Source organism: Pseudomonas sp. PD9R (assembly GCF_019200975.1).
Classification (GTDB): Bacteria; Pseudomonadota; Gammaproteobacteria; order Pseudomonadales; family Pseudomonadaceae; genus Aquipseudomonas.
Window position 1 is genome coordinate 1 of the sequence record NZ_JAHTMR010000005.1, and the last position, 21,834, is coordinate 21,834.

Consider the following 21,834-nt stretch of genomic DNA (forward strand, 5'->3'; position numbering starts at 1 on the left):
GATCAAAAGATCGCAGCCTCCGGCAGCTCCTACAAAGGGCCATCATTTAAATTTGCAACGGGAGACCACCATGCCGCGTTTCGCAGCCAACCTGTCCATGCTGTTCACCGAACAGGACTTTCTCGCCCGTTTCGAAGCGGCCGCCAAGGCCGGCTTCAGTGGTGTCGAATACCTGTTCCCGTACGACTTCAGCTCGGCCGAAATCAAGGCCAAGCTCGATGCCAACGGTCTGACCCAAGTGCTGTTCAACCTGCCGGCCGGTGACTGGGCCAAGGGCGAGCGCGGTATCGCGTGCCTGCCGGACCGGGTTGAAGAGTTCCGCGCCGGGGTCGATCTGGCGATCGCTTACGCGCAAGTGCTGGGCAACACCCAGGTCAACTGCCTGGCTGGCATCCGCCCACAAGGCGTTGACGATGCCACCGTGGAAAAAACCTTCGTTGCCAACCTCAAGTACGCGGCCGACAAGCTGCAAGCGGCGGGCATCAAACTGGTGATGGAAGCGATCAACACCCGCGACATCCCGGGTTTCTACCTGAACAACACGGCGCAAGCCCTGTCGATTCGCGAACAGGTCGGCAGCGCCAACCTGTTCCTGCAATACGACATCTATCACATGCAAATCATGGAGGGCGACCTGGCCCGCACCATGACCGCGCACCTGGGCGAGATCAACCATATCCAGTTGGCCGACAACCCAGGGCGCAACGAACCAGGCACCGGTGAAATCAACTACCGCTTCCTGTTCGAACACCTGGACCGCATCGGTTATCAGGGTTGGGTCGGTTGCGAATACAAGCCGCTGACCACCACGGAAGCGGGCCTGGGCTGGTTGAAAACCCATAACGCGATCTAAACGAACACGGTCATCACTGCTCTGATCGAACACGATCATCAATGTAGGAGCTGCCGCAGGCTGCGATCTTTTGATCTTCGGCTTTTTTCAAGGTCAAAAGATCGCAGCTTGCGGCAGCTCCTACATGAGTCGTACAAATACAAGAGGATTTTCTCATGGCTAAAATCGGATTTATCGGCACCGGCATCATGGGCCACCCAATGGCGGCGAACCTGCAGAAAGCCGGTCACAGCCTGTTCCTGTCGGCGCACCACGACGCCGCGCCTGCCGATCTGGTCGCCGCTGGTGCCATTGCCCTGGCGAGCCCGAAAGAAGTCGCGCAAGAAGCCGAATTCATCATCGTCATGGTTCCGGATACCCCGCAGGTCGATGACGTACTGTTCCGCGCCGACGGTGTTGCCGCCGGTGTTGGCAAAGGCAAAGTGGTGATCGACATGAGCTCGATCTCGCCAACCGCCACCAAGGCCTTCGCCGCCAAAATCAATGAAAAAGGCGCGCAATACCTCGACGCACCGGTTTCCGGTGGTGAAGTCGGCGCCAAGGCAGCGACCCTGAGCATCATGGTCGGCGGCGATGCCGATGCCTTCGAACGTGCCCTGCCGCTGTTCCAGGCCATGGGCAAGAACATCACCCTGGTGGGTGGCAATGGCGACGGTCAAACCGCGAAAGTGGCGAACCAGATCATCGTGGCCCTGAATATCCAGGCCGTGGCCGAAGCCCTGTTGTTCGCTTCGAAAAACGGTGCCGATCCAGCCAAGGTCCGTGAAGCGCTGATGGGCGGTTTCGCGTCGTCGAAAATCCTCGAAGTGCACGGCGAGCGCATGATCAAAGGCACCTTCGATCCGGGCTTCCGTATCAGCCTGCACCAGAAGGACCTGAACCTGGCCCTGCAAGGCGCCAAGGAGCTGAACATCAACCTGCCGAACACCGCCAACACCCAGCAAGTGTTCAGCACCTGCGCGGCCATCGGTGGCAGCAACTGGGACCACTCGGCGCTGATCAAGGGCCTGGAACACATGGCGAACTTCTCGATTCGCGATAAATAACATTCGCCACAAAACCTGTAGGAGCGAGCCTGCTCGCGATGAAATCACCGCGGTGAACCTGATACACCGCGGTGCCTGAATCGCGAGCAGGCTCACTCCTACAGAGATCAGAATTGCCCTCCAATAACAAGAATTCCGGGAGCCCGCCATGTCGGTCGATCCGCAACAATTCCTGCGCGAGCTGTTCGCTACAGCCATCGACGCGGCCCATCCGCAGCAAGTCCTCGAAGCCCATTTGCCCAAAGACCGCAGCGGTCGGGTGATCGTCATTGGTGCCGGCAAAGCCGCAGCCGCCATGGCGCAAGTCGTCGAGCGTTGCTGGCAGGGTGAAGTGTCTGGTCTGGTGGTGACCCGCTACGGTCACGGCGCTCCGTGCGAAAAAATCGAAGTGGTCGAAGCCGCGCACCCGGTGCCCGATGCGGCCGGTCTGGCCGTGGCCAAACGCGTGCTGGAGCTGGTCAGCGACCTCAACGAAAGCGACCGCGTGATCTTCCTGCTCTCGGGCGGTGGTTCGGCGTTGCTCGCCCTGCCCGCTGCCGGCATCACCCTGGCCGACAAGCAGTCGATCAACAAAGCGCTGCTCAAATCCGGCGCCACCATCGGCGAGATGAACTGCGTGCGCAAGCACCTCTCGGCGATCAAGGGCGGCCGTCTCGGCAAAGCCTGCTGGCCCGCCACTGTTTATACCTACGCGATTTCAGATGTGCCGGGCGACCTTGCCACGGTGATCGCTTCCGGCCCCACCGTGGCCGACCCGAGCACCTCGGCCGAAGCGCTGGCGATCCTCAAGCGCTACAACATCGAGGTGCCGGCCTCCGTGCGCACCTGGCTGCAAAGCCCGGAATCGGAGACGGTCAAACCTGGCGATCCAAGCCTGGCCCGCAGTCATTTCCAGCTGATTGCCCGCCCGCAGCAATCGCTTGAAGCGGCCGCGGTGAAATGCCGTCAGGCCGGTTTCAGCCCGCTGATCCTCGGTGACCTGGAGGGCGAGTCCCGCGAGGTGGCCAAGGTTCACGCCGGCATCGCTCGTCAGGTCGTGCTGCACGGGCAACCGCTACCGTTGCCCTGCGTGATTCTCTCCGGCGGTGAAACCACCGTGACCGTACGCGGCAATGGTCGCGGCGGACGCAACGCCGAGTTCCTGCTAAGCCTGACCGACAGCCTCAAAGGCCTGCCCGGTATCTACGCGCTGGCCGGTGATACCGATGGCATCGACGGTTCCGAAGACAACGCCGGCGCGATCATGACCCCGGACAGCTACGCCCGCGCCGCCGCCCTCGGTTTAAGCGCGAGTGACGAACTGGACAACAACAATGGCTACGGCTATTTCGAGGCACTGGACGCACTGATCGTCACCGAGCCGACCCGCACCAACGTCAACGACTTCCGCGCCATTCTGATTCTCGAGAGCCCTAAACATGACGCCTGATAAAAAGGTCAAAATCCTCGCCACCCTCGGCCCGGCCACTGACGGGATCGACGACATCCGTGAGCTGGTGCAGGCCGGGGTCAATATCTTCCGCCTCAACTTCAGTCACGGCGATCACGCCGACCACGCCCAGCGCTATCAGTGGATCCGTGAAGTCGAGCGTCAGCTGAATTATCCGCTGGGTATTCTGATGGACCTGCAAGGTCCGAAACTGCGGGTCGGCAAGTTCGCCGAAGGCAAGGTGCAACTGGTGCGTGGGCAAGCCCTGCGCCTGGACCTCGACGCCACGCCAGGCGATGAACGCCGGGTCAACCTGCCCCACCCGGAAATCATCGCCGCGCTGGAGCCAGGCATGGACCTGCTGCTGGACGACGGCAAGCTGCGCCTGCGGGTGGTGACCAAATACGCCGACGCCATCGACACCACCGTGCTCAACGGCGGCGAACTGTCGGACCGAAAAGGCGTGAACGTGCCACAAGCGGTACTCGACCTGAGCCCGCTGACGGCCAAGGATCGCCGCGACCTGAGCTTCGGTCTGGAGCTGGGTGTGGACTGGGTGGCGCTGTCGTTTGTGCAGCGTCCGGATGACATCCGCGAAGCTCGCGCACTGATTGGCGACAAAGCCTTTCTGATGGCGAAAATCGAGAAGCCATCAGCGGTCACTCAACTGCGGGAAATCGCCGAATTGAGTGACGCGATCATGGTCGCCCGTGGCGATCTCGGCGTAGAAGTACCGGCCGAGAGCGTGCCGCAGATTCAGAAAAACATCATCAGCACCTGCCGCCAACTCGGTAAGCCGGTGGTGGTGGCGACGCAGATGCTGGAGTCGATGCGGTTCTCACCGGCCCCGACCCGCGCCGAAGTCACTGACGTCGCCAACGCCGTTGCCGAAGGTGCGGACGCGGTGATGCTGTCGGCTGAAACCGCGTCCGGTGAATACCCGCTGGAAGCCGTGCAGATGATGAGCAAGATCATCCGTCAGGTGGAAAACGGCCCGGATTACCAGACTCAACTCGACGTCAGCCGACCGAAAGCCGAAGCGACCGTGTCCGATGCGATCAGCTGCGCGATCCGTCGCATCAGCAACGTGCTGCCGGTGGCCGTGCTGGTGAACTACAGCGAATCAGGTACGTCGAGTCTGCGTGCGGCGCGGGAGCGACCAACAGTGCCGATCCTCAACCTGACGCCGAACCTGCAAACCGCCCGCCGCCTGACCGTGGCGTGGGGCGTGCATTCGGTGGTCAATGATCGGCTGCGTCAGGTTGATGAAGTGTGTTCGACGGCGCTGGAAATTGCCCAGGCCCAGGGCATGGCGCAGCGCGGCGATACGTTGTTGATCACGGCGGGTGTGCCGTTTGGGCAACCGGGGTCGACTAACTCTTTGCGTATCGAGACGTTGATCTAGAGCGCACATACCGGCCTCTTCGCCAGCAGGCTGGCTGGCTCCCACATTGGTTTTGTGTCGTTCACGGAATCAAGACTGAACAGAGATTCAGTGTGGGAGCCAGCCTGCTGGCGATGCAGGTGACTCGGTCCCACTGACTTTCAGAACTGCCATGCCTGCCAATCATTTCAACACCCACTGCCCCGATTGGGCTGAAGCCATGCTCAACGGCTTCAGTCAGATTTTCCTCCAGCGCAATCCGCTGTGCGGCTTGCTGTGCCTGTCCGCCATTTTATTCACCGCACCCGCCCTGCTCGGCGGTGCATTGCTCGGTGGCGTCGCCGGATTGCTCACCGCACAACGTCGCGGCTATGCCAAGGCCGATCGTCAGGCCGGGCTGTTCAGCTACAACGGAGTTTTGCTGGGTCTACTGCTGAGCCTTTACTTCCCTTGGTCGGCGATGCTGCCACCGCTGATTCTGGCCGCTGGCGGTCTGAGCGCGATGATCACTCAACAGTGGCTCAGACGCGTCCGCGTCAGCCAATACCTGCCTGCCTACACTGCGCCATTCGTGGTGCTGAGCTGGTTATTGCTGTGCTTCGCCACGCCTTCGACAAAGGCGCATTTGATCGAAATCAATACGCTGAACATGCTCGTCGCACCACTCAAAGGGATTGGTCAGGTGATGTTCCTCGGTCATCCGCTGGCCGGTGCGATGATTGCCGCAGGCTTGCTGATCGCTGATCGCCGCGCATTTTGCTGGGCGTTGTTGGCGTCTGTCGCGGGCATGGGCTGGAGTCTGCTCAACCACGACTTCTACACCGCACTGCTCGGCCTCGGTGGTTACAACGCCGTGCTCGCGGCCCTTGCCTTCAGCTCACAGCGCCAACAACCGTGGCGGCCCCTGGCAGGAATTGCATTGGCGCTGTTGCTCACGCCGATGTTTGCCGCTATGGGCCTGCCAACTCTGACCGCGCCGTTCATCCTCGCCTGTTGGCTGATCCACACGGCTGTTCAAGTGATCTTCAAAACCACAGGCGCCCATGCGCCTTGCGCTCCTGGGGAGAATCAACCTAGGCTGCGCTGATCATTGGTTCAGGCGTTTTCCATGGACAGCAGCAAAAACTGGCGTGAAGACCTTTACGTCATGGTTTTCCAGAGCGACACCAAGGCCGGACGTCGTTTCGACGGCATCTTGCTGTTGATCATCCTTGCCAGCATCGTGATTGTGATGCTCGATAGCATCGATGCCGTTCACCAGAACTATGCCAATGTGCTGGCGTACATCGAGTGGGGTTTCACGCTCATCTTCGCCATCGAATACGGCCTGCGCCTGTACTGTTCGCCCAAGCCACTACGCTACGCCGTCAGTTTTTACGGGCTGGTGGATTTACTGGCTATAGTGCCCGGCATCCTCGCGCTGTATTACGCCGATGCGCAGTACCTGCTGATTATCCGGATCATCCGGATGCTGCGGATTTTCCGCGTGCTCAAGCTCAGCCCTTACCTGAAACAAGCCAATTACCTGATGTCGGCGCTGCGTGGCAGCAAGCAAAAGATCGTCGTGTTCCTGGTCAGCGTCTGTACCCTGGTGACGGTGTTCGGCACGCTGATGTATGTAATCGAAGGTCCGGAACATGGCTTTACCAGCATTCCGAAAGGCATCTACTGGGCTATCGTGACCCTGACCACCGTAGGCTTCGGTGACATCGTGCCAAAGACGCCGCTGGGTCAGGTGATTTCGTCGCTGGTGATGATTACCGGTTACTCGATCATCGCCGTGCCGACCGGTATTTTCACCGCCGAACTGGCCAACGCCATGCGCGGCGAACAGCTGCAACATGACTGCCCGGTGTGCCGGAAAAACAGCCACGAACATGGCGCTGCATTCTGCTCCCGATGCGGCAATGCGCTGTTCAAGAAACTGGAATAAGCAAAGTACTTTTTAATCTTTAAAGGACTATGCAACCCCGGCTATAGTCGCTGGCTAACTAACAAATAACCCCTGTAGGAGCTGCCGCAGGCTGCGATCTTTTGATCTTGCTGTTAACAATCCAGATCAAAAGATCGCAGCCTGCGGCAGCTCCTACATTAAAAGGACTTCGCAGTGAAAAAACTCTTTGGCGCCTCACTTCTGGCCGCTGGCCTGGCACTGACCAGCATGGCTCAGGCCGCACCGACCCTGCTCAACGTTTCCTACGACGTGATGCGCGATTTCTACAAGGACTACAACACTGCGTTCCAGAAACACTGGCAAGCCGAGCACAACGAAAACATCACCCTGCAAATGTCCTTCGGCGGCTCCAGCAAACAGGCGCGCTCCGTCATCGATGGCCTGCCGGCTGACGTGATCACCATGAACATGGCCACCGACATCAACGCCCTGGCGGACAACGGCAAACTGGTCCCGGACAACTGGGTCACGCGCCTGCCGAACAACAGCGCGCCGTTCACTTCGGCCACCGTATTCATCGTTCGCAAAGGCAACCCGAAAGCCCTGAAAGACTGGCCGGACTTGCTCAAGGACGGCGTGCAAGTGATCGTGCCTAACCCGAAAACCTCGGGCAACGGCCGCTACACCTACCTGTCGGCCTGGGGCTATGTACTGAAAAACGGCGGCGACGAGAACAAAGCCAAAGCGTTCGTCGGCAAGCTGTTCAAGCAAGCGCCCGTGCTCGATACCGGTGGCCGTGCTGCCACCACCACTTTCATGACCAACCAGATCGGCGACGTGTTGGTGACCTTCGAAAACGAAGCGGAAATGATCGCCCGCGAGTTCGGCCGTGACCAGTTCGAAGTGATCTACCCAAGTGTCTCCGCCGAAGCTGAGCCGCCTGTATCGGTCGTCGACAAAACCGTCGACAAGAAAGGCACCCGCGCCGCCGCCGAGGAGTACTTGAAGTACCTTTGGTCACCGGAAGGCCAGGAAATTGCTGCCGCCAACTACCTGCGTCCACGTGACCCGGCCGTGCTGGCCAAGTACACCGATCGCTTCCCGAAAGTCGACTTCCTGTCGGTCGAGAAAACCTTCGGCGACTGGCGCACCGTGCAGAAAACCCACTTCAATGATGGCGGGATTTTCGACCAGATCTACGCCCAGTAAGATTTGAGCTTCAAATGAAAAGGCGACCTGCGAAGGTCGCCTTTTTTGTGGGCTATGTAGGAGCTGCCGAAGGCTGCGATCTTTTGATGTTGTTTTTAAGATCAAAGTCAAAGGATCGCAGCCTGCGGCCGCTCATACAGGGTTTTAGCTCAGGTTCCCGCAGAAGATAGCCTGGTGACCATCCGCCGGGCTTTCACGCACGACCAGCGCATAGCCGCCCGCTCGAAGCGTCTCGACGGCCACGGGTGCGCTTTTCCAGAAGTACTGGTGCGATGCTTGCGAGTAAAACCGTGCATTCGGGCCGTCGTTCATGTCATAGGCCGGCTTCGAACCCAGGTTCGCGCAGCTGCCCGGATAGATGTAGGCCATCAAACGACCCGGCAATGCGCTGCCCATGCTCTCGCCGCTGACCGCAAACCAGAACACTGTTGCATGACCATCGGGCATCATGATTGGCCGGGCGATATTCCCGGCATTGATGGAAGTAGCGTTCAAGGGAACGTGGGTGACCTGATTATCAGGCACTGTCGAACACCCGGAGATGCACCCGACCGCTACCACCAACGCTAGCGAAGATACGATTTTCATCGTGATACTCCCGCTTTGTAAGGACGCGTTGAAGTGATCCCCCTTGTAGATTCTAGTTGTCAGGGGAATGTGGGTATTTCTTCGGATGGTCGGTCAGCAAACGCAGCCTTGACACCAATCCCTGTGGGAGCGAGCTTGCTCGCGATGAGGCAATGACAGGCAACATCAATGTTGAATGTCAGGCCTCCATCGCGAGCAAGCTCGCTCCCACAGGGATTTCCAACAGTAATCAAAGCAATACAAGGATTTGGAATGGACCGCCTCGCCGCAATGGAAACCTTCGTCTATGTCGTGGAAACCGGTTCGTTTTCCGCTGCGGCCCGGCGCCTGAATGTCGGCCAGCCCGCCGTGTCGAAAACCATCGCTCAACTCGAAGCCCGGCTCGCGGTGCGCCTGTTGTTGCGCTCGACCCGCGGCCTCACCCCCACCGAAGCCGGACTGGCCTATTTCGAGCGAGCCAAGCGCACCCTCGAAGAAGCGGATGAAGCCGACAATGCCGCCCGTGGTGCCGCCAGCGGCCTGACCGGCAACCTGCGCATTTGCGCCGCCGTGACCTTCGGTCGACTGCACATCGTTCCGCACCTGGGGCCGTTTCTTGAACAGAACCCGGAGCTGAACATTGACCTGATGCTCGATGATCGCAACGTCAACCTGGTGGAGGAAGGCGTTGACGTCGCGCTGCGCTTGGGCATCTTGAGCGATTCCGGCCTGACTGCGCGCAAGATCGCCGAATGTCGACGCAAGGTGCTGGGCACGCCTGCGTACTTCGAAAAACACGGCGAACCCACTTGCCCCGCAGATCTGACGCACCACCAGGCAATCGTCTACAGCTTGAGCGGCGGCGCCCATTGGCAACTCAGCAACGCCGGCGAAGAACAGTCGGTCACCCTCAGTGGCCGCATTCGCGTCAATGCTGCCGAAGCGCTGCGCGAAGCGGTTCTGGCTCATCAGGGCCTGAGCATTGCATCGCAGTGGATGTTTGCACCTGAACTGGCCAGCGGTGCCGTCAGGGAAGTGATGGGCGATTGGACCTTGCCGAACCAGGGCCTGTGGGCGGTGTTTCCCACAGGCCGGATGGCCAGTGCCAAGGCACGGGCGTTTGTGACGTATGTTCAAGGGTTGTTCGACAAGGAACCCTGAACGCCTGTCACATCGGCGGTGTGACGCCATCCTTGCCCGCTGAGATCGATTGCGCCGTCAGCGTGCCGTCCGCACTTTGGGTGACGAAGGTCACGATCTTCACGCCGGCCTTGAGCAAACCGCGATCCCCCGGCATCAGGTTGACGATAGGCACGTCTTCCGGCACCAGAATCTTTTGCTGGCCGCCCTTGTAGTTGACGGTCAAGACCCGGCCATTGCTGACCACCAGATCGCCAACACTGCCGTTGGTCATGCTGCTGCCCTTGACCAGATCAAAGGGCCGATGACCGTCGCCGCTGCCAGCCAACTCCGGTGGAAAGACGTGGACTTCCAGCGCCTTCAGGCTGCCATCCTCTTGAGGAATAGCTGCCGAGCCGATGTAGCTCCCGGGTTTGATGTCTTCGATATTGGCCAAGGTGACGGCGCGGACCTTGGTGTCGTTGGTCAGTTTGATAACCACGTTGTCGCCGCCGTTGGTATGCACCTTCAGCTCGTCCGCATTGACCTCAGTGATCTCGCCACGCACGCCGATGCGCGTGCCCGGCGCATCTGCTGCCTGAACCAAACCTGTCGTAAACGAAGCAATCAAGGCGGCCGTGGAGACGCCGCGAATCAGGTGACGAAACATCGCATTCATGGAAGTGGCTTCCGTTAATGAACGTTAAGAAGATGGAGAGGCAAACATAAGCATGCTATCGAACAAGATGTAAGTGAATGTATCATCAGCCCTTCAAGTTTTGACGCCAGGTTCACGGGCCAGCGGCACATGACCACGTCACTCATTCCGCAACGGAATGATTGCTATCACTCCAATCTCACTTCCGCCGTTCCAGCCAGACCATTAGCCTGCGCGCATTCCCATTTGTTCAGCGAGACACGTTATGAACCCAGCGACCCAAGTGCCTCACGGCACCGCGACAATGACCAAAGGCATGGTGCTGCTGTTCGCCTTCTGCTGCGGTGCGATTGTGGCCAACATCTACTACGCGCAACCGATCATTGGCCTGATCGCGCCGGACATCGGCCTGACCAACACCATGGCCAGCCTGATCGTTTCGCTGACCCAGATCGGTTACGCGCTGGGCCTGTTCTTCCTGGTGCCGCTGGGTGATTTGCTGGAGAACCGCCGGTTGATGATCATCACCACCGTGGTGGCGATTGTCAGTCTCCTGGGCGCCGCGCTCACCGATCAGCCGAATGTGTTTTTGCTGATTTCGCTACTGGTGGGCTTCAGTTCGGTGTCGGTACAAATTCTGATTCCGCTGGCGGCGCACCTGGCGCCGGAAGAATCTCGCGGTCGGGTGGTCGGCGGGATCATGGGCGGTCTGTTGTTGGGGATTCTGCTGGCGCGGCCGGTGTCCAGCGTCGTTGCGGACCACTTCGGCTGGCGGGCAATGTTTGTCATCGCGGCGGTATTGATGGCGGCCATCAGCATCGTGTTGGCCCTGACCATTCCCAAGCGCCAGCCTGATCACAGTGCTTCGTATGGTCAACTGCTGGGCTCGCTGTGGACGTTGTTGCGCAAACAACCGGTATTGCGTCAGCGCGCGTTTTATCAGGGCTGCATGTTCGCCACGTTCAGCTTGTTCTGGACTGCGGTGCCGCTGGAACTGGCGCGCAATCATGGCTTGTCGCAATCGCAAATCGCGATTTTCGCACTGGTCGGGGCCATCGGTGCCATCGCTGCACCGATCGCCGGTCGACTGGCCGATGCGGGCCACACACGCATTGCTTCCTTGCTGGCCCTGCTGTTCGCCAGCCTGAGCTTTTTGCCGGCCTTCATCCATCCGGTCTACAGCGTCATCGGCCTTGCCGTAACCGGCGTGCTGCTCGACTTCTGCGTGCAGATGAACATGGTCCTTGGTCAACGCGCGGTCTACGCCCTCGACGCCAAAAGCCGCAGTCGCCTGAATGCGCTGTACATGACCAGCATCTTTATCGGTGGTGCGTTTGGTTCTTCGGTGGCCAGCCCGGTTTATGAACACGGCGGCTGGTTGTGGATCGTGGTGGTCGGCAGTGCGTTTCCGTTGTTGGCGTTACTGCGGTTTTTGAGTGTTTCGAAAGAACCGTCCCTGGCAACGGCTTAAGTCGCTGAAAGCTTCGCGGGCAAGCCTCACTCCTGCAAGAGCGTGGCTTGCTCACGGTACAACTCAATATCGAACCAGTTTTTCCATCGCCGCATCCGCCAGAAATGACGAGCGACTTTTTACATTGTGTTCTCGAACATAACGGTCGATTCGCTGGATCACATAGCCCGGTAGCGTCACGTTGACCTTTTCGGTCTTGTCCAGGTATGGCGAGATATCCAGCTCCAGCATCCCCCATCCCATGTCGGCAAACTCCGGGTTGCCACGATGCTCGGCTGCCGACGTCGGCATCGGAATCGGTGCCCCGTCCGCTGCAACTTCCTGAAGCAGGATGTGAGCAATCTCGACTGCCGCGTTATAGGCGTCTTCAAAAGTATCCCCGGCCGTTACAGCACCAGGAATATCGGGGATCTGAATACCGATGGCGGTGTAAATAACAAGTACCGCGATCTGGGGCTTGAATCGTCAATTTTTCGTTTATTGCGATTTTCGATTAATTCGAATAGCCTGCCGACATCGATTATTCCGAATATTGGGGTCCATCATGTCGACAGTCATTCATCCGCCGTTCAACCTGCCCGTGGAGCGCGAAGTAAAGGCTGCAATCGAGGGCCAGCGCGCCTTGGTTGCCTGGCTCGCTACCCAACTCGAAACTCAGCGCATCCAGATTTTCGACGATCAGAATGAAGCTCACAGTGTCGAACTGCCCACTTCGGCGCTGCGATTGCTCGTCGATATCCTCGCGGAGCTTGCTGCGGGCAACGCCGTGAAAGTGGTTCCGGTTCACGCTGAATTGACCACCCAGGAAGCAGCAGATCTGCTCAACGTCTCACGCCCGCATCTGATCAAACTGCTCGAAATTGGCGAGTTGTCCTACCACAAAACCGGCAAGCACCGACGTGTGCGTTTTGCCGATTTGATGGACTATAAAAACCGGCGCGACGCTGCCAGCGAGCAGGCAATGAGGCTTCTCGCCGAGCAGGCACAAGCGTTAAGGACAGGATACGAGTGAGGCACTCTTCTTTTACCGCTGTATATGACGCTTGCGTGCTTTACCCGGCGCCTTTGAGAGATTTTCTGATGTGGCTCGCACTCTCCGGTTGCTTTAGAGCGCGATGGACCCTGGAGATACACAACGAATGGAAACGTAATCTGCTGAAAAATCGCCCGGACCTGACCGCAGTACAGCTGGATCGCACATCCGATTTAATGGATCAGGCCATACCCGACGCATGTGTCACCGGCTACGAAGGCCTGATTCAAGGACTGAAACTGCCCGACCTTGATGACCGACATGTACTTGCTGCTGCGATCCGATGTAATGCCAGCGTCATCGTGACTTTCAATCAGAAGGACTTCCCCGATGCAGCATTGAACCCTTTCGGTATCGAGGTTCAGCACCCTGACGAATTCGTCGAAAATCTCTTTGGCCTGGATCAGGCGGCCGTAATCGCTGCAGCCCACCGTCAACGCAAACAGTTGAAGACACCCCCATTGGATGTCAGCACCTATCTCGATCTTTTGTTGCGCCTGGGATTGGTTCAGTCAGTTAGAGCACTGAACGGTTACCGAGCGATGCTTTAAATACAAACGGCGATGCCGCTACAACACACACCCATCAAAGCCGACACTGACATTGCCTGGTAACTCACCGCGATGCTCAATCAACCACGCATCGAACGTATGCCCGACATGGGTCAATACCGCCGATTCAGGCTGCAGCTCATCTATGCACTGCAAAGCCAGATTCAAGTCATTGTGGTTACGCGGCGCTTGAGGCTGCGGGGGGATTGAACAGTCGAGCACCAGCACGTCCAGCCGTTCACGCTGCAGCCACGCGGTGGTCGCCGGTGGCAGGCCGACGGTGTCGGTCAGATAGGCAATGCGCCGACCTTCGCCTTCAAGCAAGTAGCCGAGGGTTGGTTTGGAATGCAGCAATGGCAGCGCCGTCACGCTCAGCGTACCGAAGGACCGGGTTTCGAATGCTTCGAACGGTTGGCTGAAATCGAGAATGCCTGGATGCTTGTAAAGGTCGGCCAGGCCTTCCGGGTCCTCCGGGCCATGCACCGGAATCACCAGTCCCTGGCCCCAGCGCAGATGCAGCAAACCTTGAGCATGATCGGCGTGGTAATGGGTCTGGAAAATACCGTTGAAGCTGCGCGGCGGGAAGCGTTCGGTGAGGTCAGGCAGGCCGCTGTCGATCAACCAGCGCTGATCGCCACACTCGATCAGCGCACAGCACGGTTGTCGTCGCCAGCGTTCATCGATGCGTGCCCGGGTGCAGGCCGGGCATTCGCAGCCATAGACTGGCACCTGTCGCGCATCCCCCGTGCCCAGTAGCGTCAGGCGCATGCGGCAGACTCATCGATGCAGGCCAACAGGCGTTCGACCGTGCGTTCCAGCGGCCCGGAATTATCGAGCAAATGCACCGCCGGGTCGTTGTCGGCCAGCAAACCTTCACTGAAGCGCGCATTGCGCGCCAACCGCTGGTCGATCTCGGCCACCGATTCACGCCCACGCGCCAACAAGCGCTGGCGCAACACGGCTTGATCCACGGTCAGCAACAACACCAGCACGTCGGGATAGCGCTCGCGAGTGTCCTGCAGATGCCCACGAGAGCCGTTGACCAATACGTCGTCCCCCGCCGCTAGCCAATCATCAATCTCCCTTGGAATGCCATAGGCCAGGCCGTTGGCGTGCCAGCTCAGGGCAAACGCGCCCTGCGCCTCCATCTCGGCGAACTGCTCCGGGCTGACGCCTTGCGCCGCCTCCCCCACGGCTTCCGCCGAGCGGGTGATGACCCGCCGCACGATACGGCAGCCGCGTTCGGCCAACCGCGTTCGTGCAGCATCCAGCAGGCTGTCCTTGCCCGAACCTGAAGGTCCGATGAGATAGATCAACCTGCCCGTCATCAAAACACCCTCTTCGCTTGTCGCCAGACTTGTTGGACCACCGGCAGCCCGTCTTGACTGCGCGCTTGCACCAGATCCGCCCGCAGGCCCAGTGCAATTTCGCCGCGATCGGTCAACCCGGCTGCACTGGCCGGCGCCAGGCTGACCATACGCACCGCCTGAGCCAAATCGACCCGATCACTCTGCGTCGCCAGGGCAAACGCCGCTTGCAGCAGGCTCGCTGGATAGTAGTCGCTGGACAAGATATCCAGCAGCCCTTCTGCCGCCAGGTCAGCGGCCGCCACGTTACCCGAGTGCGAACCGCCGCGCACGATGTTCGGTGCCCCCATCAATACCTTCATGCCCTCTTGCCGGCAACCACGCGCCGCTTCGGCGGTGGTCGGGAACTCGGCGATGGTCATGCCGTAGCGCGCCGACTCCTCGACGTGGGCCAGGGTCGCGTCGTCATGGCTGGCCACTGACAGGCCACGGGCCAGGCAATGCTCGACAATCGCCGCGCGATAACGGTCGCTGTACTCGCGGGAGTTGGCCATCTGCAAGGTGATGAATTCGTCCATCTGCGTGGTGGTCAGGTGGTATTTGCCCATGTAGTACTCACGGTACTTGGACTCCAGCACGAATTGGCGCTGACCCGGCGAATGGTCCATCACCGACACCAGCTGCACCAGCGGATGCTCCACCAGATCACGAAACACGCTCAGGGTGTCCGGGTGGCACAACTCGCAGCGCAAGTGCAGGCGGTGCTCGGCGCGGGTCAGGCCCGCATCGGAGGCGCTGGAAATCGCTTCAAGCATCGCCGGCAACTTCTGCATGCGCTTGCCCTTGGGGTTCACATCGCCGATGGACACCGCGTCAAACACCGTGGTGATGCCGGCCGCGATGATCTGCGCATCGTGGCTGAGCACCGCCGAGCGCGACGGCCAGTCCACGCCGGGGCGCGGCGTCATGTGCTTTTCCAGGTTGTCGGTGTGCAATTCCACTAGGCCGGGCAGCAGATAATCGCCGTTGAGGTCCTGGGCCTGGGGCAAGCGGCTCGGGCCTTCGGCGACGTCGACGATCAAGCCGTCACGCAATACCACGGTGCCGTAGAACACCCGGTCAGCGGTGACCAATTGCGCATTGCTGAGGATCTGTTCAACGGACATTGGCGTATTCCTTGTCGTTCACGGCAGTCGGAGTCATGTCGAGATGACGATCGGCGATCGCCTCGCGGGCGACGCGGTCGTGAAAAATGCCGATCAATGCGGCACCGGCTTGCTTGGCTTCGTTCATCAGTTCCAGCACCACTTGGCGATTGTTTTCGTCCAGGGACGCCGTGGGCTCATCGAGTAACATCACCGGCCACGCCACCATGAAACCGCGAGCGATGTTGACTCGTTGCTGCTCGCCGCCAGAGAAGGTGCCGGGTGCCAGTTGCCACAGGCGTTGCGGAATATTCAGGCGGCTGAGCAACAACTCGGCACGGGATTGCGCCAGTTGTTTCGACCAGCCGCGGGCCAGTGCCGGCTCCATCACGACGTCCAGGCACGCCACGCGCGGGATCACCCGCAGAAACTGACTGACATAACCCAGGGTGCGCTGGCGCACCTGAAGAATGTCCCGTGGCTCGGCGCCCACCAGCTCCAGCCAATGCCCATCGTGCTGCACGCGGATGCTGCCGCCGGCCGGCAGATAGTTGCCATACAGCGTGCGCAACAAGGTGCTTTTACCGGCGCCGGACTGGCCATGCAGCACCAGGCATTCACCACTTGCCACCGTGAAATCCACCCCGCGCAGCACATTCAGGACCACGCCATGTTGTTGGTGCAGGGTGAAGGTTTTCGAGAGGTCACGGACCTCGATCAAGGTATTCATCGCCGGAATTTCCACAGTTGGACGGGCCGTCATGGCTGCAACACCGAAGACACCAGCAGTTGCGAATAAGGGTGCTGCGGGTCGTCGAGGATCTGATCGGTCAGGCCGGTTTCCACCACCCGCGAGCGGCGCATCACCATCAACCGATCCGCCAGCAAACGCGCCACCGCCAGGTCGTGGGTGACGATCACCACCGCCAGATCCAGCTCACGCACCAGACCGCGCAACAGGTCGAGCAAACGCGCCTGCACCGACACGTCGAGGCCGCCAGTGGGTTCGTCCATGAACACCAGGCGCGGGCTCGACACCAGATTGCGGGCGATTTGCAGGCGTTGCTGCATGCCGCCGGAGAACGTGCGTGGCAAGTCGTCGATGCGCTGCGGGTCGATTTCCACCTGGCTCAGCCAGTCGATGCCGGCACCGCGCAGTTGCTGATAATTGCGAACCCCTTGAGCCATCAGGCGCTCGCCGATGTTGGCGCCCGCCGACACGCCCATGCGCAAACCGTCACGCGGGTTCTGTTCGACGAAGCCCCATTCGGTGCGCAACAAGGTGCGGCGCTCGGCTTCGCTGGCGCTGTACAGGTCCAGCCATTGGCCCTGTTTGTCGCGGTAACCGATGCGTCCGTTTTGCGGCGGCAGGCGTCCGCTGAGCAGCGAGAGCAACGTGGATTTGCCCGAGCCGGATTCGCCGACGATCCCCAACACTTCGCCCGGGTACAGGTCGAAGCTGACGTCCTGGCAACCTTTTTCCGGGCCGTACAACAGCGAAAGATTGCGCACTTTCAGCAAGGGCTCAGTGGACACGGACAGTTGGTTTTTCAGCGCCTGGTTCATTGGCCCTGCTCCTGCTGGCTGACGCGCTGGGCGCAGTAATAGGTATCGGAACAGACGAAGCTCTGAGTGCCTGCGTCGTCGAGAATCAGCTCGTCGAGGAACGAATCATGGCTGCCGCAGATGGCACAGTTTTCGTCCCATTTCTGCGCTTCGAAGGGGTGATCCTCGAAGTCGAGGCTGGTGACTCGGGTGTACGGCGGCACCGCGTACAGGCGCTTTTCGCGACCGGCCCCGAACAACATCAGCGCCGGGCTCATGTCGAGTTTCGGGTTGTCGAATTTGGGGATCGGCGACGGGTCCATCACGTAGCGCTCGTCGACCATCACCGGGTAGGCGTAAGCCGTGGCGATGTGGCCGAAGGTGGCGATGTCCTCGTAGAGTTTCACGTGCATCACCCCGTAATCGTTGAGAGCGTGCATGGTCCGGGTCTCGGTTTCCGACGGCTCGATAAAACGCAGCGGCTCTGGAATCGGCACCTGATAGACCATGATCTGATCGGCGTGCAGCGGGGTTTCCGGGATGCGGTGGCGGGTCTGGATCACTGTCGCGTCCGGGGTGATTTCGGTGGTGGCGACGCCGGCGGTGCGGGCGAAAAAGCGGCGGATCGACACGGCGTTGGTGGTGTCGTCGGCGCCTTGGTCGATGACCTTGAGCACGTCGTCTTCGCCAAGAATCGCGGCGGTCAATTGCATGCCGCCGGTGCCCCAACCATATGGCAACGGCATCTCGCGGCCACCGAACGGCACTTGGTAACCAGGGATCGCCACGGCCTTGAGCAAGGCGCGGCGAATCATGCGTTTGGTCTGTTCGTCGAGGTAGGCAAAGTTGTATGCCTCATCGCGAACGGGCGCCCCGCCTTTCATGGGGTTGCTCAGGTCATTCATGGCTTTTCCCCTCGGCAGGCTTGCGCAGTTTGCGGATCAGTTCCAGTTCGGCCTGGAAGTCCACGTAGTGAGGTAACTTGAGGTGCGAGACAAAACCTGCGGCCTCGACGTTGTCGCAGTGCATCAGCACGAATTCTTCCTGCTGCGCCGGCGACTCGATCTCTTCGTTGAACTCCTTGGCGCGCAGTGCGCGGTCGACCAGCGCCATGCCCATCGCCTTGCGTTCGGCATGCCCGAAGGCCAGGCCGTAGCCGCGAGTGAACTGCGCCAATTCGGTGGCCGAGCCGACGAATTGGTTGACCATCTCGCACTCGGTGACTTCGATACTGCCCAGATTGATCGGGAAACCCAGCTCTTGAGGATCGATCCACACCTCGACTTCACCGATGCGTATTTCCCCGGCGAACGGGTGGTTACGGCCGTAACCGCGTTGGGTCGAATAACCCAGCGCCAGCAGAAAACCTTCATCGCCACGGGCCAAAGCCTGCAAACGTTCAGCGCGGCTGGCAGGCAATTCCAGCGGGTCGCGGGTGATGTCGGCCACGGTTTCGCTGTTGTCGGATTCGTTCTTGATCAAGCCTTCCTTGGCCAGTAGACCGAGGACTCGCGGGCAGGCTTCAAGGCTGGCGTTCGGCGTCGTTTTTGGCCCCGGATACTCGCCTTCGGCAAGCAGTGCAAAGTCGAGCAGACGGTGGGTGTAATCGAAGGTCGGCCCCAGCAGCTGCCCGCCGGGCACGTCCTTGAACGTCGCGGACAAGCGCCGGCTGAGCTGCATGTTCGACGTGTCGATCGGCAGGCTCGGGCTGAAGCGTGGCAACGTGGTGCGATAGGCGCGCAGCAGGAAGATCGCTTCCACCAGATCGCCCGCCGCTTGCTTGATCGCCAGTGCAGCGAGTTCTTCGTCGTACAGCGAGCCTTCGCTCATCACCCGCGCCACGGCGAGCGGCAGTTGCTGACGGATTTGCTCGACGCTCAACTCAGTGACAGAGGTATCGCCCCGGCGCTTTTTCGCCAGCAGACGGTGGGCATTGTCGATGGCCTGTTCGCCACCCTTGACGGCTACGTACATCAGGCACGCTCCTGTGTGATGCGAGTGCTGCGCGGCAGGCCGATCAGGTCATCACCGGCGGTAAAAAACATATCCAGGCCACGGGGAAATTCGTTGCGACGTTCGCGTTCAATCCAGAAGCCCTCCGCCAGTGGCAGGCGGACCCCGTGTTCGATTTCGATTCCCGGTCCACGCCAGGCCAGCCCTTCTCCGCCGTCCAGCAATGGCAGTTGTACGAGCAAGGTGCAGGACTGATCGGGATAGCGGTCATTGCCCACATCGAAGCCGCTCAGGTCGAGCAGATCCTCGGCGGCGAGCAAGGCGAAACGCGCGGCCTCTCGGTTTGCGGTAAGAGGGCAACCGCAATGGAACGCAAGGTTGGCGCGGATCAGCGGCGTGTCGAAGGACGGCGCCAACCACAGCGGCGTGTCGACATCCAGCAACGCCAGGCACAGCGCGTAAGTGGCCGGGGCCAACCCTTCGAGTCTCGGCGCGGCGTGCAGGGTCTGGATCAAACCTGGGCCGGCGAGTGCCTTGAGCGCCGCGCGAAAACCGCGCTGGGCATCCAGCACCGGGTCGGCGAAGGCCGGTTGCAACAACTGTGCGCTCATCAATTTTCTCCTCGTACGAGGGTGAAGAATTCAACTTTGGTGGCGGCCGTTTCCGCCTCTTTTTGCGCCCGGCGTTCGGCCTGCGCTGACGCCAGCGGCGTGATCATTTGCGCCAGCCAGTGCCGCTGTTGCGAGCCCTGCAAATGCGCATCGGCCAGAGCGGCCAGTTCGGCGTGAACCTTGTCGCGCCCCGCCAGGTAGCTGTAGCCGGTGCGACCATCGGCCAGGCGCACCACGCAGCGGGTCACGCTCATTTCGCCGACGTTGAACGGCGCGCCGTTGCCGCCCATGCGGCCACGGACCAGGGTCATGCCGATTTCCGGGGCGCGAATCAGTTGGTATTCGATGTCGCGCAGTGCGGCTTCATGGGGTTGAAGTTCGCTGCGACGGGCGAGGGCCAGCACGCCAATCCAGTGCTGCCGCGCGGTCTGAGAAGCAAGGTTCATCGGTGGGTTCTCCATCAGGTGACGATCTGGTACTGGAAGCGATCCGAACGGCTGGTGGACTGGGCCAGCTCCACCGCACGTCCGTCGCGATCGCGGGAAAGGGTGAACACACTCAGCGCCGGCAAATGCCGGGGCATCATCAGCAACGCGGCTTCTTCACGGTTGGGCAACCGGGCGCCGATCAGACTCAAGGTGCGGGTCAGCGGCAGGTCGCGTTCGCTCAGGTACTGGCGCAGGGAGCCGCCGTTGTAGTCCGCCAGCAACGGCGCGTGGCTGGCGCAGTAGCGATGGCGAATCAGGCTGACGGGTTGGTGATCGAGCTTGCGCAGGGTTTGCAATTCGATCATCGCCGCCATCTCGGCAATGCCAAGGTGCTGCGCTTCTCCGCGGCTGGCGTAGCAATAGCGGCGCTTGAGCAAGACGGCCTCGACACCCAACCCTTGCGCCGACAACGACTGGCTATAGGCGCTGTCTGCGGCCATCGGGTAGATCAGCGGCCGTTCCAGCACTTGGGTGCCTTTGCCCTGACGCCGCAGCAGGCTGCCTTCGAACACCAGCTCATCGATGGCGCGGCGCAAGGTATGGCGGTTGACGCCGAAGCGTTCGGCCAACTGCACCTCGCCTGGCAGAAAATCGCCGGCGCTGTAGTCGCTCAGCTCACGGCGCAGGATGTCGGCCAGCTCGCGGTACACCGGTTCATCTTGTCTAGACAACTGCATGCTTAAAAAAAAGCGCCCAAGGGCACCCCTCCGAAGATCAGATGAACTGCTTGCGCAGGCGTTGCGACAGGATGTCGATCAGGCTTACCACGACGATGATGACCAGCAGCACCGCGCAGGTTTGTACGAACTGAAAGGCGCGGATGTTCTCCCAGAGGATCACGCCGATGCCGCCAGCGCCGACCATGCCCACCACCGTCGCCGAGCGCACATTGGCCTCGAAGCGATACAGCGCGTACGACACCCACAGCGGCATCACTTGCGGGATCACGCCGTAGATCACTTCTTGCAAGGCACTGGCACCGGTGGCGCGAACGCCTTCAACCGGGCCCGGATCGATGGCCTCGACCGCTTCGGCGAACAGCTTGGCTAGCACACCGGTGGTGCTGATCCACAGCGCCAATACCCCGGCAAACGGACCCAACCCGACCGCCACCACGAACAACATGGCGAAGACCATTTCGTTGATCGAACGGAAGGCATCCATCACCCGGCGCAGCGGTTGGTGAATCCACCAGGGCGTGATGTTTTCCGAGCAGAGAATGCCCAGTGGCACCGAGCAGACAATCGCCAGCACCGTGCCCCAGAGGGCGATTTGTACGGTGACGATCATTTCCTTGAGGTACGCGCGCCATTCATGAAAGTCCGGCGGAAAGAAATCCGCGGCGAAGGTCGCCATGTTTCCCGAGTCGCGATACAACGCCATCGGGTTCATTTCGGCACCGTGCCAGGCCCAGGCCAGCAGGACCAGGAACAGGCCCCAACCGGCGTATCGCGGCCAGGTTTGTTTGCCGACGGCTTCAGCGTGAAGAGTGGTCATGAGTCTCCCTCAATGTAGGAGCGAGCTTGCTCGCGATGGTCGTTAACGATGACGCGGGCAACCTGGAGAAACGC

Annotated in this window: 25 protein-coding genes; 11 read left to right on the plus strand and 14 right to left on the minus strand. The window is 60.4% G+C overall.

All coding sequences use genetic code 11. The features are described 5' to 3' along the window. Positions 1 to 70 precede the first annotated feature (70 nt). From hyi to KUF73_RS11955, 7 genes are all read left to right on the plus strand, one after another. Entirely contained in the window at positions 71 to 853 is a 783-nt protein-coding gene (gene hyi, locus KUF73_RS11925; protein ID WP_218438248.1) for a hydroxypyruvate isomerase, read from the plus strand. A 155-nt stretch (positions 854 to 1,008) separates the two neighbouring features. Further along, positions 1,009 to 1,899: a 2-hydroxy-3-oxopropionate reductase gene (locus KUF73_RS11930; protein WP_218438249.1), complete on the plus strand. Its 891-nt coding sequence runs from the start codon at positions 1,009 to 1,011 to the stop codon at positions 1,897 to 1,899. Positions 1,900 to 2,047: 148 nt separating this feature from the next. Continuing rightward, entirely contained in the window at positions 2,048 to 3,328 is a 1,281-nt protein-coding gene (locus KUF73_RS11935) for a glycerate kinase (RefSeq protein ID WP_218438250.1), read from the plus strand. Beyond that, a complete protein-coding gene (gene pyk / locus KUF73_RS11940) occupies positions 3,318 to 4,733 on the plus strand; it encodes a pyruvate kinase (protein WP_218438251.1) in 1,416 nt (471 codons plus the stop codon). Before KUF73_RS11935 ends, pyk begins: the two co-directional genes overlap by 11 nt. Before the next feature lie 151 nt (positions 4,734 to 4,884). Then, positions 4,885 to 5,799, plus strand: coding sequence for an urea transporter (locus tag KUF73_RS11945; RefSeq protein ID WP_218438252.1), 915 nt, complete (start codon positions 4,885 to 4,887; stop codon positions 5,797 to 5,799). A 21-nt stretch (positions 5,800 to 5,820) separates the two neighbouring features. Further along, on the plus strand, positions 5,821 to 6,645 hold the full coding sequence (locus KUF73_RS11950) for an ion transporter (RefSeq protein ID WP_218438253.1): 825 nt from the start codon (positions 5,821 to 5,823) through the stop codon (positions 6,643 to 6,645). 174 nt (positions 6,646 to 6,819) lie between these two features. Beyond that, positions 6,820 to 7,815: a sulfate ABC transporter substrate-binding protein gene (locus tag KUF73_RS11955; protein WP_218438254.1), complete on the plus strand. Its 996-nt coding sequence runs from the start codon at positions 6,820 to 6,822 to the stop codon at positions 7,813 to 7,815. A 144-nt stretch (positions 7,816 to 7,959) separates the two neighbouring features. Here KUF73_RS11955 and KUF73_RS11960 read toward each other — a convergent pair whose 3' ends face one another. Then, positions 7,960 to 8,403 (minus strand): hypothetical protein, encoded by a 444-nt coding sequence (locus KUF73_RS11960; protein WP_218438255.1) that lies wholly within the window; start codon positions 8,401 to 8,403, stop codon positions 7,960 to 7,962. A gap of 252 nt (positions 8,404 to 8,655) precedes the next feature. Between KUF73_RS11960 and KUF73_RS11965 the strand changes: the two genes are divergently transcribed. Beyond that, complete coding sequence (locus KUF73_RS11965) at positions 8,656 to 9,543, plus strand: LysR family transcriptional regulator (protein WP_218438256.1); 888 nt, start codon at positions 8,656 to 8,658, stop codon at positions 9,541 to 9,543. A 7-nt stretch (positions 9,544 to 9,550) separates the two neighbouring features. Here the strand turns inward: KUF73_RS11965 and KUF73_RS11970 are convergent, their stop codons facing one another. Beyond that, positions 9,551 to 10,180 carry a DUF5666 domain-containing protein gene (locus KUF73_RS11970; protein ID WP_218438257.1) on the minus strand — a complete coding sequence of 210 codons (630 nt, stop codon included), beginning with the start codon at positions 10,178 to 10,180 and terminating at the stop codon, positions 9,551 to 9,553. A gap of 244 nt (positions 10,181 to 10,424) precedes the next feature. Here KUF73_RS11970 and KUF73_RS11975 point away from each other — a divergent pair, with 244 nt between their 5' ends. Next, positions 10,425 to 11,630 carry an MFS transporter gene (locus tag KUF73_RS11975; protein ID WP_218438258.1) on the plus strand — a complete coding sequence of 402 codons (1,206 nt, stop codon included), beginning with the start codon at positions 10,425 to 10,427 and terminating at the stop codon, positions 11,628 to 11,630. A gap of 63 nt (positions 11,631 to 11,693) precedes the next feature. Here KUF73_RS11975 and KUF73_RS11980 read toward each other — a convergent pair whose 3' ends face one another. Then, complete coding sequence (locus tag KUF73_RS11980; RefSeq protein WP_218438544.1) at positions 11,694 to 12,080, minus strand: type II toxin-antitoxin system HicB family antitoxin; 387 nt, start codon at positions 12,078 to 12,080, stop codon at positions 11,694 to 11,696. Positions 12,081 to 12,174: 94 nt separating this feature from the next. Here KUF73_RS11980 and KUF73_RS11985 point away from each other — a divergent pair, with 94 nt between their 5' ends. Both KUF73_RS11985 and KUF73_RS11990 read left to right on the plus strand, forming a co-directional pair. Continuing rightward, complete coding sequence (locus tag KUF73_RS11985) at positions 12,175 to 12,642, plus strand: helix-turn-helix domain-containing protein (protein ID WP_218438545.1); 468 nt, start codon at positions 12,175 to 12,177, stop codon at positions 12,640 to 12,642. Beyond that, positions 12,639 to 13,214: a PIN domain-containing protein gene (locus tag KUF73_RS11990; protein ID WP_218438259.1), complete on the plus strand. Its 576-nt coding sequence runs from the start codon at positions 12,639 to 12,641 to the stop codon at positions 13,212 to 13,214. Before KUF73_RS11985 ends, KUF73_RS11990 begins: the two co-directional genes overlap by 4 nt. 18 nt (positions 13,215 to 13,232) lie before the next feature. Here KUF73_RS11990 and phnP read toward each other — a convergent pair whose 3' ends face one another. From phnP to phnE, 11 genes are read right to left on the minus strand one after another with little or no spacing between them, the layout of a single operon-like run. Next, complete coding sequence (phnP, locus tag KUF73_RS11995; RefSeq protein ID WP_218438260.1) at positions 13,233 to 13,982, minus strand: phosphonate metabolism protein PhnP; 750 nt, start codon at positions 13,980 to 13,982, stop codon at positions 13,233 to 13,235. Beyond that, entirely contained in the window at positions 13,973 to 14,542 is a 570-nt protein-coding gene (gene phnN, locus KUF73_RS12000; protein WP_218438261.1) for a phosphonate metabolism protein/1,5-bisphosphokinase (PRPP-forming) PhnN, read from the minus strand. The genes phnP and phnN overlap by 10 nt, the downstream gene beginning before the upstream one ends. Then, complete coding sequence (locus KUF73_RS12005) at positions 14,542 to 15,687, minus strand: alpha-D-ribose 1-methylphosphonate 5-triphosphate diphosphatase (protein ID WP_218438262.1); 1,146 nt, start codon at positions 15,685 to 15,687, stop codon at positions 14,542 to 14,544. The genes phnN and KUF73_RS12005 overlap by 1 nt, the downstream gene beginning before the upstream one ends. Then, positions 15,677 to 16,396: a phosphonate C-P lyase system protein PhnL gene (phnL, locus tag KUF73_RS12010; protein WP_218438546.1), complete on the minus strand. Its 720-nt coding sequence runs from the start codon at positions 16,394 to 16,396 to the stop codon at positions 15,677 to 15,679. The genes KUF73_RS12005 and phnL overlap by 11 nt, the downstream gene beginning before the upstream one ends. 29 nt (positions 16,397 to 16,425) lie before the next feature. Beyond that, positions 16,426 to 17,232: a phosphonate C-P lyase system protein PhnK gene (gene phnK, locus KUF73_RS12015; protein WP_218438263.1), complete on the minus strand. Its 807-nt coding sequence runs from the start codon at positions 17,230 to 17,232 to the stop codon at positions 16,426 to 16,428. Then, positions 17,229 to 18,095, minus strand: a complete 867-nt coding sequence (locus tag KUF73_RS12020) for an alpha-D-ribose 1-methylphosphonate 5-phosphate C-P-lyase PhnJ (RefSeq protein ID WP_218438547.1) — start codon at positions 18,093 to 18,095, stop codon at positions 17,229 to 17,231. The genes phnK and KUF73_RS12020 overlap by 4 nt, the downstream gene beginning before the upstream one ends. Before the next feature lie 13 nt (positions 18,096 to 18,108). After that, entirely contained in the window at positions 18,109 to 19,185 is a 1,077-nt protein-coding gene (locus KUF73_RS12025; protein ID WP_218438264.1) for a carbon-phosphorus lyase complex subunit PhnI, read from the minus strand. After that, complete coding sequence (gene phnH / locus KUF73_RS12030; protein WP_218438265.1) at positions 19,185 to 19,775, minus strand: phosphonate C-P lyase system protein PhnH; 591 nt, start codon at positions 19,773 to 19,775, stop codon at positions 19,185 to 19,187. Before phnH ends, KUF73_RS12025 begins: the two co-directional genes overlap by 1 nt. Continuing rightward, entirely contained in the window at positions 19,775 to 20,221 is a 447-nt protein-coding gene (phnG, locus tag KUF73_RS12035; protein ID WP_218438266.1) for a phosphonate C-P lyase system protein PhnG, read from the minus strand. The genes phnH and phnG overlap by 1 nt, the downstream gene beginning before the upstream one ends. A gap of 14 nt (positions 20,222 to 20,235) precedes the next feature. Beyond that, positions 20,236 to 20,940, minus strand: a complete 705-nt coding sequence (gene phnF, locus KUF73_RS12040; RefSeq protein ID WP_218438267.1) for a phosphonate metabolism transcriptional regulator PhnF — start codon at positions 20,938 to 20,940, stop codon at positions 20,236 to 20,238. A gap of 37 nt (positions 20,941 to 20,977) precedes the next feature. After that, a complete protein-coding gene (gene phnE / locus KUF73_RS12045) occupies positions 20,978 to 21,760 on the minus strand; it encodes a phosphonate ABC transporter, permease protein PhnE (protein WP_218438268.1) in 783 nt (260 codons plus the stop codon). Positions 21,761 to 21,834 lie beyond the last annotated feature (74 nt).

Excerpts from the sequence above, each read along its gene's own strand:
- KUF73_RS11960 (WP_218438255.1), bottom strand. The coding sequence starts at position 8,403 with ATGAAAATCGTATCTTCGCTAGCGTTGGTGGTAGCGGTCGGGTGCATC.
- KUF73_RS11930 (WP_218438249.1), top strand. The coding sequence starts at position 1,009 with ATGGCTAAAATCGGATTTATCGGCACCGGCATCATGGGCCACCCAATG.
- phnE (WP_218438268.1), bottom strand. The coding sequence starts at position 21,760 with ATGACCACTCTTCACGCTGAAGCCGTCGGCAAACAAACCTGGCCGCGA.
- phnG (WP_218438266.1), bottom strand. The coding sequence starts at position 20,221 with ATGAACCTTGCTTCTCAGACCGCGCGGCAGCACTGGATTGGCGTGCTG.
- phnP (WP_218438260.1), bottom strand. The coding sequence starts at position 13,982 with ATGCGCCTGACGCTACTGGGCACGGGGGATGCGCGACAGGTGCCAGTC.
- pyk (WP_218438251.1), top strand. The coding sequence starts at position 3,318 with ATGACGCCTGATAAAAAGGTCAAAATCCTCGCCACCCTCGGCCCGGCC.
- KUF73_RS11965 (WP_218438256.1), top strand. The coding sequence starts at position 8,656 with ATGGACCGCCTCGCCGCAATGGAAACCTTCGTCTATGTCGTGGAAACC.
- phnH (WP_218438265.1), bottom strand. The coding sequence starts at position 19,775 with ATGAGCGCACAGTTGTTGCAACCGGCCTTCGCCGACCCGGTGCTGGAT.
- KUF73_RS12005 (WP_218438262.1), bottom strand. The coding sequence starts at position 15,687 with ATGTCCGTTGAACAGATCCTCAGCAATGCGCAATTGGTCACCGCTGAC.
- KUF73_RS11975 (WP_218438258.1), top strand. The coding sequence starts at position 10,425 with ATGAACCCAGCGACCCAAGTGCCTCACGGCACCGCGACAATGACCAAA.
- phnL (WP_218438546.1), bottom strand. The coding sequence starts at position 16,396 with ATGAATACCTTGATCGAGGTCCGTGACCTCTCGAAAACCTTCACCCTG.
- phnF (WP_218438267.1), bottom strand. The coding sequence starts at position 20,940 with ATGCAGTTGTCTAGACAAGATGAACCGGTGTACCGCGAGCTGGCCGAC.
- hyi (WP_218438248.1), top strand. The coding sequence starts at position 71 with ATGCCGCGTTTCGCAGCCAACCTGTCCATGCTGTTCACCGAACAGGAC.
- KUF73_RS11985 (WP_218438545.1), top strand. The coding sequence starts at position 12,175 with ATGTCGACAGTCATTCATCCGCCGTTCAACCTGCCCGTGGAGCGCGAA.
- KUF73_RS12025 (WP_218438264.1), bottom strand. The coding sequence starts at position 19,185 with ATGTACGTAGCCGTCAAGGGTGGCGAACAGGCCATCGACAATGCCCAC.
- phnN (WP_218438261.1), bottom strand. The coding sequence starts at position 14,542 with ATGACGGGCAGGTTGATCTATCTCATCGGACCTTCAGGTTCGGGCAAG.
- KUF73_RS11935 (WP_218438250.1), top strand. The coding sequence starts at position 2,048 with ATGTCGGTCGATCCGCAACAATTCCTGCGCGAGCTGTTCGCTACAGCC.
- KUF73_RS11950 (WP_218438253.1), top strand. The coding sequence starts at position 5,821 with ATGGACAGCAGCAAAAACTGGCGTGAAGACCTTTACGTCATGGTTTTC.
- phnK (WP_218438263.1), bottom strand. The coding sequence starts at position 17,232 with ATGAACCAGGCGCTGAAAAACCAACTGTCCGTGTCCACTGAGCCCTTG.
- KUF73_RS11970 (WP_218438257.1), bottom strand. The coding sequence starts at position 10,180 with ATGAATGCGATGTTTCGTCACCTGATTCGCGGCGTCTCCACGGCCGCC.
- KUF73_RS12020 (WP_218438547.1), bottom strand. The coding sequence starts at position 18,095 with ATGAAAGGCGGGGCGCCCGTTCGCGATGAGGCATACAACTTTGCCTAC.
- KUF73_RS11945 (WP_218438252.1), top strand. The coding sequence starts at position 4,885 with ATGCCTGCCAATCATTTCAACACCCACTGCCCCGATTGGGCTGAAGCC.